The sequence below is a fragment of the Citrobacter sp. genome (genome assembly GCF_050252275.1).
In the GTDB taxonomy this organism is placed as follows: domain Bacteria; phylum Pseudomonadota; class Gammaproteobacteria; order Enterobacterales; family Enterobacteriaceae; genus Citrobacter_A; species Citrobacter_A amalonaticus.
The window spans coordinates 1-10,313 of sequence record NZ_JBFWLF010000160.1 but is presented as its reverse complement, the minus strand read 5'-3'; the positions used below and the strand labels follow the sequence as shown (position 1 = coordinate 10,313).

General features: G+C 53.1%; 5 protein-coding genes and 1 pseudogene. 3 read left to right on the top strand and 3 right to left on the bottom strand.

All coding sequences use genetic code 11. The features are described from left to right. Positions 1 to 34 precede the first annotated feature (34 nt). From rplL to rpoC, 3 genes are all read left to right on the top strand, one after another. Entirely contained in the window at positions 35 to 403 is a 369-nt protein-coding gene (rplL, locus tag AB7E14_RS14250) for a 50S ribosomal protein L7/L12 (RefSeq protein ID WP_013095002.1), read from the top strand. Between the two features lie 319 nt (positions 404 to 722). Next, positions 723 to 4,751 carry a DNA-directed RNA polymerase subunit beta gene (gene rpoB, locus AB7E14_RS14245; protein ID WP_428169616.1) on the top strand — a complete coding sequence of 1,343 codons (4,029 nt, stop codon included), beginning with the start codon at positions 723 to 725 and terminating at the stop codon, positions 4,749 to 4,751. 76 nt (positions 4,752 to 4,827) lie between these two features. After that, a complete protein-coding gene (gene rpoC, locus AB7E14_RS14240) occupies positions 4,828 to 9,051 on the top strand; it encodes a DNA-directed RNA polymerase subunit beta' (protein WP_042998971.1) in 4,224 nt (1,407 codons plus the stop codon). 94 nt (positions 9,052 to 9,145) lie between these two features. On the opposite strand, the gene AB7E14_RS14235 is transcribed toward rpoC, so the two are convergent. The 3 genes and pseudogenes from AB7E14_RS14235 to AB7E14_RS14225 all read right to left on the bottom strand — a co-directional run. Continuing rightward, on the bottom strand, positions 9,146 to 9,463 hold the full coding sequence (locus AB7E14_RS14235; protein WP_042998972.1) for a PTS lactose/cellobiose transporter subunit IIA: 318 nt from the start codon (positions 9,461 to 9,463) through the stop codon (positions 9,146 to 9,148). 1 nt (position 9,464) lies between these two features. Next, positions 9,465 to 9,773, bottom strand: a complete 309-nt coding sequence (locus AB7E14_RS14230) for a PTS sugar transporter subunit IIB (RefSeq protein ID WP_042998973.1) — start codon at positions 9,771 to 9,773, stop codon at positions 9,465 to 9,467. Positions 9,774 to 9,954: 181 nt separating this feature from the next. Beyond that, positions 9,955 to 10,313: pseudogene (locus AB7E14_RS14225) on the bottom strand (GGDEF domain-containing protein); the annotation flags it as partial.

The window sequence follows — 10,313 nt, the reverse complement described above, 5'->3', positions numbered from 1 at the left end:
TATAAACTTATTCTGATATTCAGGAACAATTTAAATGTCTATCACTAAAGATCAAATCATTGAAGCAGTATCCGCTATGTCCGTAATGGACGTTGTTGAGCTGATCTCTGCAATGGAAGAAAAATTCGGTGTTTCTGCTGCTGCTGCTGTAGCTGTTGCTGCTGGCCCAGCTGCTGACGCTGCTGAAGAGAAAACTGAATTCGACGTAATTCTGAAAGCTGCTGGCGCGAACAAAGTTGCAGTAATCAAAGCTGTTCGTGGCGCTACCGGTCTGGGTCTGAAAGAAGCTAAAGACCTGGTAGAATCTGCTCCAGCTGCGCTGAAAGAAGGCGTGAGCAAAGACGACGCAGAAGCACTGAAAAAATCTCTGGAAGAAGCTGGCGCTGAAGTTGAAGTTAAATAAGCCAACTTTTCTGGTTGCAGCCTAAGTAATTAGGCTGATGGCTGGTGACTTTTTAGTCACCAGCCTTTTTGCGCTGTAAGGCCTCGGTAGCATTTCACACTGTTTGACTATCGATGTGTCTTTCAATGCTTGTTTCTATCGACGACTTAATATACTGCGACAGGGTGCTCGCTCTGTGTAAATCGCAATGAAATGGTTTAAGCGTGATAGCAACAGGTATTGCGGAAAGTATTCAATTTTCCGGTCCACAAAATGGTGTTGCACAAACTGTCCCTTCGTCGGACAGATGGGTCGACTTGTCAGCGAGCTGAGGAACCCTATGGTTTACTCCTATACCGAGAAAAAACGTATTCGTAAGGATTTTGGTAAACGTCCACAAGTTCTGGACATTCCATATCTCCTTTCTATCCAGCTTGACTCGTTCCAGAAGTTTATCGAGCAAGATCCTGAAGGGCAGTACGGTCTGGAAGCAGCCTTCCGTTCCGTGTTCCCGATTCAGAGCTACAGCGGTAACTCCGAGCTGCAGTACGTCAGCTACCGCCTTGGCGAACCGGTGTTTGACGTTCAGGAATGTCAGATCCGTGGCGTGACCTATTCCGCACCGCTGCGCGTAAAACTGCGTCTGGTGATCTACGAGCGCGAAGCGCCGGAAGGCACCGTTAAAGACATTAAAGAACAAGAAGTCTACATGGGCGAAATTCCGCTCATGACCGACAACGGTACCTTTGTTATCAACGGTACTGAGCGTGTTATCGTTTCTCAGCTGCACCGTAGTCCGGGCGTCTTCTTTGACTCCGACAAAGGTAAAACCCACTCTTCGGGTAAAGTGCTGTATAACGCGCGCATCATTCCTTACCGTGGTTCCTGGCTGGACTTCGAATTCGATCCGAAGGACAACCTGTTCGTACGTATCGACCGTCGCCGTAAACTGCCTGCGACCATTATTCTGCGTGCGCTGAACTACACCACGGAGCAGATCCTGGATCTGTTCTTCGAAAAAGTGATTTTCGAGATTCGCGACAACAAGCTGCAGATGGAGCTGGTGCCTGAACGTCTGCGTGGTGAAACCGCCTCCTTCGATATCGAAGCGAACGGTAAAATCTACGTTGAAAAAGGCCGCCGCATCACTGCGCGTCACATCCGCCAACTGGAAAAAGACGATATCAAACATATCGAAGTTCCGGTTGAGTACATTGCGGGCAAAGTGGCTGCGAAAGATTACGTTGACGAATCCACTGGCGAGCTGATCTGCCCGGCGAACATGGAGCTGAGCCTGGATCTGCTGGCTAAGCTGAGCCAGTCTGGCCACAAACGTATCGAAACCCTGTTCACCAACGATCTGGATCACGGCCCGTACATTTCTGAAACCGTACGCGTCGACCCAACTAACGATCGTCTGAGCGCGCTGGTAGAAATCTACCGCATGATGCGCCCGGGTGAGCCGCCGACACGTGAAGCGGCTGAAAGCCTGTTTGAGAACCTGTTCTTCTCTGAAGACCGTTATGACCTGTCTGCGGTCGGTCGTATGAAGTTCAACCGTTCTCTGCTGCGCGACGAAATCGAAGGTTCCGGTATCCTGAGCAAAGACGACATCATCGAAGTGATGAAGAAGCTCATCGATATCCGTAACGGTAAAGGCGAAGTCGATGATATCGACCACCTCGGCAACCGCCGTATCCGTTCCGTAGGCGAAATGGCGGAAAACCAGTTCCGCGTTGGCCTGGTACGTGTTGAGCGTGCGGTGAAAGAGCGTCTGTCTCTGGGCGATCTGGATACCCTGATGCCTCAGGACATGATCAACGCCAAACCGATTTCTGCAGCAGTGAAAGAGTTCTTCGGTTCCAGCCAGCTGTCTCAGTTTATGGACCAGAACAACCCGCTGTCTGAGATTACGCACAAACGTCGTATCTCTGCACTCGGCCCAGGCGGTCTGACGCGTGAGCGCGCTGGCTTTGAAGTTCGAGACGTACACCCGACGCACTATGGTCGCGTATGTCCAATCGAAACGCCTGAAGGTCCGAACATCGGTCTGATCAACTCCCTGTCCGTGTACGCACAGACTAACGAATATGGCTTCCTCGAGACGCCGTATCGTCGCGTGGTTGATGGCATTGTGACAGATGAGATTCATTACCTGTCTGCTATTGAAGAAGGTAACTTCGTTATCGCTCAGGCGAACTCCAACCTGGATGACGATGGCCACTTCGTAGAAGATCTGGTGACCTGCCGTAGCAAAGGTGAATCCAGCCTGTTCAGCCGTGACCAGGTTGACTACATGGACGTTTCCACTCAGCAGGTGGTTTCCGTCGGTGCGTCCCTGATCCCGTTCCTGGAACACGATGACGCCAACCGTGCATTGATGGGTGCGAACATGCAACGTCAGGCGGTTCCGACTCTGCGCGCTGATAAGCCGCTGGTAGGTACCGGTATGGAACGTGCTGTTGCCGTTGACTCCGGTGTTACTGCGGTGGCTAAACGTGGCGGTACCGTTCAGTACGTGGATGCTTCCCGTATCGTTATCAAAGTTAACGAAGACGAGATGTACCCGGGCGAAGCGGGTATCGACATCTACAACCTGACCAAATACACCCGTTCTAACCAGAACACCTGTATCAACCAGATGCCGTGTGTCTCTCTGGGCGAGCCGGTTGAACGTGGTGATGTACTGGCAGACGGTCCGTCCACCGACCTCGGTGAACTGGCGCTCGGTCAGAACATGCGCGTCGCGTTCATGCCGTGGAACGGTTACAACTTCGAAGACTCCATCCTCGTTTCCGAGCGTGTTGTCCAGGAAGACCGTTTCACCACCATCCACATTCAGGAACTGGCGTGCGTGTCCCGTGACACCAAGCTGGGGCCGGAAGAGATCACCGCTGACATCCCGAACGTGGGTGAAGCTGCGCTCTCTAAACTGGATGAATCCGGTATCGTTTACATCGGTGCGGAAGTGACCGGCGGTGACATTCTGGTGGGTAAGGTAACGCCGAAAGGTGAAACCCAGCTGACGCCAGAAGAAAAACTGCTGCGTGCGATCTTCGGTGAGAAAGCGTCTGACGTTAAAGACTCTTCTCTGCGCGTACCAAACGGTGTTTCCGGTACGGTTATCGACGTTCAGGTCTTTACTCGCGATGGCGTAGAAAAAGACAAACGTGCGCTGGAAATCGAAGAGATGCAGCTGAAGCAGGCGAAGAAAGACCTGTCTGAAGAACTGCAGATCCTCGAAGCTGGTCTGTTCAGCCGTATCTATGCTGTGCTGGTTGCCGGTGGTGTTGAAGCTGAGAAGCTCGACAAACTGCCTCGCGATCGCTGGCTGGAACTCGGCCTGACCGATGAAGAGAAACAAAATCAGCTGGAACAGCTGGCTGAGCAGTACGACGAACTGAAACACGAGTTCGAGAAAAAACTCGAAGCGAAACGCCGCAAAATCACCCAAGGCGACGATCTGGCACCGGGCGTGCTGAAGATTGTTAAGGTCTATCTGGCCGTTAAACGCCGTATCCAGCCTGGTGACAAGATGGCAGGTCGTCACGGTAACAAGGGTGTCATTTCTAAGATCAACCCGATCGAAGATATGCCGCACGATGCTAACGGTACGCCGGTAGATATCGTACTGAACCCGCTGGGCGTACCGTCTCGTATGAACATCGGTCAGATTCTGGAAACCCACCTGGGTATGGCTGCGAAAGGTATCGGCGATAAGATCAACGCCATGCTGAAACAGCAGCAGGAAGTCGCGAAACTGCGCGAGTTCATCCAGCGTGCGTACGATCTGGGTGCTGACGTTCGTCAGAAAGTTGACCTGAATACCTTCAGCGATGAAGAAGTTCTGCGTCTGGCTGAAAACCTGCGCAAAGGTATGCCAATCGCAACGCCGGTGTTCGACGGTGCGAAAGAAGCGGAAATTAAAGAGCTGCTGAAACTGGGTGACCTGCCGACTTCCGGTCAGATCACGCTGTTCGACGGCCGTACGGGTGAGCAGTTCGAGCGTCCGGTAACCGTAGGTTATATGTACATGCTGAAACTGAACCACCTGGTCGACGATAAGATGCACGCTCGTTCCACCGGTTCCTACAGCCTGGTTACTCAGCAGCCGCTGGGTGGTAAGGCGCAGTTCGGTGGTCAGCGCTTCGGGGAGATGGAAGTGTGGGCGCTGGAAGCATACGGCGCGGCATACACCCTGCAGGAAATGCTCACCGTTAAGTCTGATGACGTGAACGGCCGTACTAAGATGTATAAGAACATCGTAGATGGCAACCATCAGATGGAACCGGGCATGCCGGAATCCTTCAACGTACTGTTGAAAGAGATTCGTTCGCTGGGTATCAACATCGAACTGGAAGACGAGTAATTCTCGCTCAAACAGGTCACTGCTGCCGGGATAACACCCGGCAGCGGAATGTGCTAACTCCGACGGGAGCAAATCCGTGAAAGACTTATTAAAGTTTCTGAAAGCGCAAACTAAAACCGAAGAGTTTGATGCGATCAAAATTGCTCTGGCTTCGCCAGACATGATCCGTTCATGGTCTTTCGGTGAAGTTAAGAAGCCGGAAACCATTAACTACCGTACGTTCAAACCTGAGCGTGACGGCCTTTTCTGCGCCCGTATCTTTGGGCCGGTAAAAGACTACGAGTGCCTGTGCGGTAAGTACAAGCGCCTGAAACACCGCGGTGTGATCTGTGAGAAGTGCGGCGTTGAAGTGACCCAGACTAAAGTACGCCGTGAGCGTATGGGCCACATCGAGCTGGCGTCCCCGACTGCTCACATCTGGTTCCTGAAATCTCTGCCGTCCCGTATCGGCCTGTTGCTCGATATGCCGCTGCGCGATATCGAACGCGTACTGTACTTCGAATCCTATGTGGTTATCGAAGGCGGTATGACCAATCTGGAACGCCAGCAGATCCTGACTGAAGAACAGTATCTGGATGCGCTGGAAGAGTTCGGTGACGAATTTGACGCGAAGATGGGTGCGGAAGCTATTCAGGCCTTGCTGAAGAGCATGGATCTGGAGCAAGAGTGTGAAACTCTGCGTGAAGAGCTGAACGAAACCAACTCCGAAACCAAGCGTAAGAAGCTGACCAAGCGTATCAAGCTGCTGGAAGCGTTCGTTCAGTCTGGCAATAAGCCGGAGTGGATGATCCTGACCGTTCTGCCGGTTCTGCCGCCAGATCTGCGTCCGCTGGTTCCGCTGGATGGTGGTCGTTTCGCAACGTCGGATCTGAACGATCTGTATCGTCGCGTGATCAACCGTAACAACCGTCTGAAACGTCTGCTGGATCTGGCTGCGCCGGACATCATCGTACGCAACGAAAAACGTATGCTGCAGGAAGCGGTTGACGCCCTGCTGGATAACGGTCGTCGCGGTCGTGCGATCACTGGTTCTAACAAACGTCCTCTGAAATCTTTGGCCGACATGATCAAAGGTAAGCAGGGTCGTTTCCGTCAGAACCTGCTCGGTAAGCGTGTTGACTACTCCGGTCGTTCTGTTATCACCGTAGGTCCATACCTGCGTCTGCATCAGTGCGGTCTGCCGAAGAAAATGGCACTGGAGCTGTTCAAACCGTTCATCTACGGCAAGCTGGAATTGCGTGGCCTCGCCACCACCATCAAAGCCGCGAAGAAAATGGTTGAGCGTGAAGAAGCTGTCGTTTGGGATATCCTGGACGAAGTTATCCGCGAACACCCGGTACTGCTGAACCGTGCACCAACACTGCACCGTCTGGGTATCCAGGCGTTTGAACCTGTTCTTATCGAAGGTAAAGCTATCCAGCTGCACCCGCTGGTTTGTGCGGCATACAACGCCGACTTCGATGGTGACCAGATGGCTGTTCACGTACCGCTGACGCTGGAAGCCCAGCTCGAAGCGCGTGCGCTGATGATGTCTACCAACAACATCCTGTCCCCGGCGAACGGCGAACCTATCATCGTTCCGTCTCAGGACGTTGTACTGGGTCTGTATTACATGACCCGTGACTGTGTTAACGCCAAAGGCGAAGGCATGGTGCTGACTGGCCCGAAAGAAGCTGAGCGTATTTATCGCGCTGGCCTGGCCTCTCTGCATGCGCGCGTTAAAGTGCGTATCACCGAATACGAAAAAGATGCTAACGGCGAGTTCGTTGCGAAAACCAGCCTGATTGATACGACGGTAGGTCGTGCAATCCTGTGGATGATCGTACCGAAAGGTCTGCCTTTCTCCATCGTCAACCAGGCGCTGGGTAAGAAAGCCATCTCCAAGATGCTGAACACTTGCTACCGTATTCTGGGCCTGAAACCGACCGTTATTTTTGCGGACCAGACGATGTACACCGGCTTTGCTTATGCAGCGCGTTCAGGTGCATCCGTTGGTATCGATGACATGGTCATCCCGGAGAAAAAACACGAGATCATCTCTGAAGCGGAAGCGGAAGTGGCTGAGATCCAGGAACAGTTCCAGTCTGGTCTGGTCACCGCCGGTGAACGCTATAACAAAGTTATCGATATCTGGGCTGCGGCGAACGATCGTGTATCCAAAGCGATGATGGATAACCTGCAAACCGAAACCGTGATTAACCGTGACGGTCAGGAAGAGCAGCAGGTTTCCTTCAACAGCATCTACATGATGGCCGATTCCGGTGCGCGTGGTTCTGCTGCACAGATTCGTCAGCTGGCGGGTATGCGTGGTCTGATGGCGAAGCCGGATGGCTCCATCATCGAAACGCCGATCACCGCGAACTTCCGTGAAGGTCTGAACGTACTCCAGTACTTCATCTCCACGCACGGTGCGCGTAAAGGTCTGGCGGATACCGCACTGAAAACAGCGAACTCCGGTTACCTGACGCGTCGTCTGGTTGACGTTGCACAGGATCTGGTTGTTACCGAAGACGACTGCGGCACGCTGGAAGGTATCACCATGACCCCGGTTATCGAGGGTGGTGATGTTAAAGAGCCATTGCGCGATCGCGTTCTGGGTCGTGTAACCGCAGAAGACATTCTGAAGCCGGGTACGGCGGATATTCTGGTTCCGCGCAACACGCTGCTGCACGAACAGTGGTGTGATCTGCTGGAAGCAAACTCCGTTGACTCTGTGAAAGTTCGCTCTGTTGTATCCTGTGACACCGACTTTGGTGTATGTGCGCACTGCTATGGTCGTGACCTGGCGCGTGGCCACATCATCAACAAAGGTGAAGCTATCGGCGTTATCGCGGCACAGTCCATCGGTGAGCCGGGTACACAGCTGACGATGCGTACGTTCCACATCGGTGGTGCGGCATCTCGTGCGGCTGCTGAATCCAGCATCCAGGTGAAAAACAAAGGTAGCATCCGTCTGAGCAATGCGAAGTCGGTTGTGAACTCCAGCGGTAAACTGGTGATCACCTCCCGTAATACTGAGCTGAAACTGATCGACGAATTCGGTCGTACCAAAGAAAGCTATAAAGTGCCTTACGGCTCTGTGATGGCGAAAGGTGATGGTGAGCAGGTTGCCGGCGGTGAAACCGTAGCAAACTGGGATCCGCACACCATGCCGGTTATCACGGAAGTGAGTGGTTTTGTCCGCTTCACTGACATGATCGACGGCCAGACCATTACGCGTCAGACCGACGAGTTAACCGGTCTGTCTTCTCTGGTGGTTCTGGATTCCGCAGAACGTACTACCGGTGGTAAAGATCTGCGTCCTGCACTGAAAATCGTTGATGCTCAGGGTAACGACGTACTGATCCCGGGTACCGACATGCCTGCGCAGTACTTCCTGCCGGGTAAAGCGATTGTTCAGTTGGAAGATGGCGTACAGATCAGTTCTGGTGACACCCTGGCGCGTGTTCCGCAGGAATCCGGCGGTACCAAGGACATCACCGGTGGTCTGCCGCGCGTTGCGGACCTGTTCGAAGCACGTCGTCCGAAAGAGCCGGCAATCCTGGCTGAAATCAGCGGTATTATTTCCTTCGGTAAAGAAACCAAAGGGAAACGTCGTCTGGTTATCACCCCGGTAGACGGTAGCGATCCGTACGAAGAGATGATTCCGAAATGGCGTCAGCTCAACGTGTTCGAAGGTGAACGTGTAGAACGTGGTGACGTGGTTTCCGACGGTCCGGAAGCACCGCACGACATTCTGCGTCTGCGTGGTGTTCATGCTGTAACTCGTTACATCGTTAACGAAGTTCAGGACGTATACCGTCTGCAGGGCGTTAAGATTAACGATAAACACATCGAAGTTATCGTTCGTCAGATGCTGCGTAAAGCCACCATCGAAAGCGCTGGTAGCTCCGACTTCCTGGAAGGCGAACAGGTTGAATACTCCCGCGTCAAGATCGCTAACCGCGAACTGGAAGCGAACGGCAAAGTGGGCGCCACGTTCTCCCGCGATCTGCTGGGTATCACCAAAGCGTCTCTGGCAACCGAGTCGTTCATCTCTGCCGCATCGTTCCAGGAGACCACGCGTGTCCTGACCGAAGCAGCCGTTGCGGGTAAACGCGACGAACTGCGTGGCCTGAAAGAGAACGTTATCGTAGGTCGTCTGATCCCGGCGGGTACCGGTTATGCGTACCACCAGGATCGTATGCGTCGCCGTGCTGCAGGTGAACTTCCGGCTGCACCGCAGGTGACTGCAGAAGATGCCTCTGCCAGCCTGGCAGAACTGCTGAACGCAGGTCTGGGTGGTTCTGACAACGAGTAATCGTTGACTGCCTGACAGTAAAAAACCCGCTTCGGCGGGTTTTTTTATGGCGTTTTTGTAGGCCCGGTAAGCGTAGCGCCACCAGGCTTTTTTATCAGTTTGCCAGCGGGATTCGGCGATACAGTTCAATCATGTCACCTGCCAGATCCTGAATCACCATCGCGTTCATCAGATGGTCCTGCGAGTGGACGGTGATCAGATTCACCGGCAGCTTACCGGTTCCTTCATCGATCCCGATCAGTTGCGTCTGGATTTTATGCGCCAGTTTGACGTAATCGCGTGACTCTTCCATCGCCTGTTCGGCACCGGCAAAGTCGCCTTTGCGAGCCAGTTGCAGGGCAGTCAATGCCTGGCTTCGTGCGGCTCCGGCATTAACCAGCAGTTCCATAATGATGGTTTCTAACTCTTCCATGTTAGGGCTCCATCAGCTTCAGGGCTTTTTCCAGCACGGCATCGCCTTTCATCATGCCGTAATCCATCATGTCGATCACGGCGACTTTCTTACCGAGCGGATCGGCCAGCGCCTGCAATTTTGCCTGCTCATACTTGACCTGCGGGCCCAACAGGACGATGTCCGCCGTGGCAATATTCTCTTTAAACTCTGCGACAGGCACAGCCTTGATCGTCACTTCGATCCCTTTCTTCTGAGCGGCATCTTTCATTCGTTGTACCAGCATGCTGGTGGACATACCGGCGGCACAGCATAAAACGATATTCTTCATAGTTCGCTCTCACGGTTCCATTGATACTTCATCTTTAGTCCGAGCGAGTGATGAGAACAACCGCCTTACCGCGAATGTGTGTAAAGCATCACAAAGAAATCGCACAAATAATGAAACCGGTTGCGGTTTTTCTCAAAATGAAAAAAAGCCCGTCGTAACGGGCGTTACAGAGAAGGGATGATCAGCGATTCGCGGCAATAATCCGGTTTTTTCCTTCCTGTTTGGCTTTGTATAGCGCTTCATCTACACGCATGATCAGCTGTTCCTGCGCTTCCAGATTCCATTCCCCGAGTCCAGCGCTAAAGGTGACGTGCAGTCCCTCGTCACGCCATGAGCGCTGCGCGACCTCAATGCGCCCGCGTTCCAGTAGGGTATGCGCGTTGTTCTATTGCTCACCCGAGAACAGCACGGCATACTCCTCACCGCCATAGCGATAGACAGAAACGGCGGCGGGTTGCATGATCTGAATCCCTTCGCGCGCGACGTTACGCAGGACGATGTCGCCATTCAAATGTCCCCAGGTATCATTGATGGATTTAA

Bases quoted from the DNA above. Each gene is read 5' to 3' on its own strand.
- rpoB (WP_428169616.1), top strand. From the start codon at position 723: ATGGTTTACTCCTATACCGAGAAAAAACGTATTCGTAAGGATTTTGGT.
- AB7E14_RS14235 (WP_042998972.1), bottom strand. From the start codon at position 9,463: ATGGAAGAGTTAGAAACCATCATTATGGAACTGCTGGTTAATGCCGGA.
- AB7E14_RS14230 (WP_042998973.1), bottom strand. From the start codon at position 9,773: ATGAAGAATATCGTTTTATGCTGTGCCGCCGGTATGTCCACCAGCATG.
- rplL (WP_013095002.1), top strand. From the start codon at position 35: ATGTCTATCACTAAAGATCAAATCATTGAAGCAGTATCCGCTATGTCC.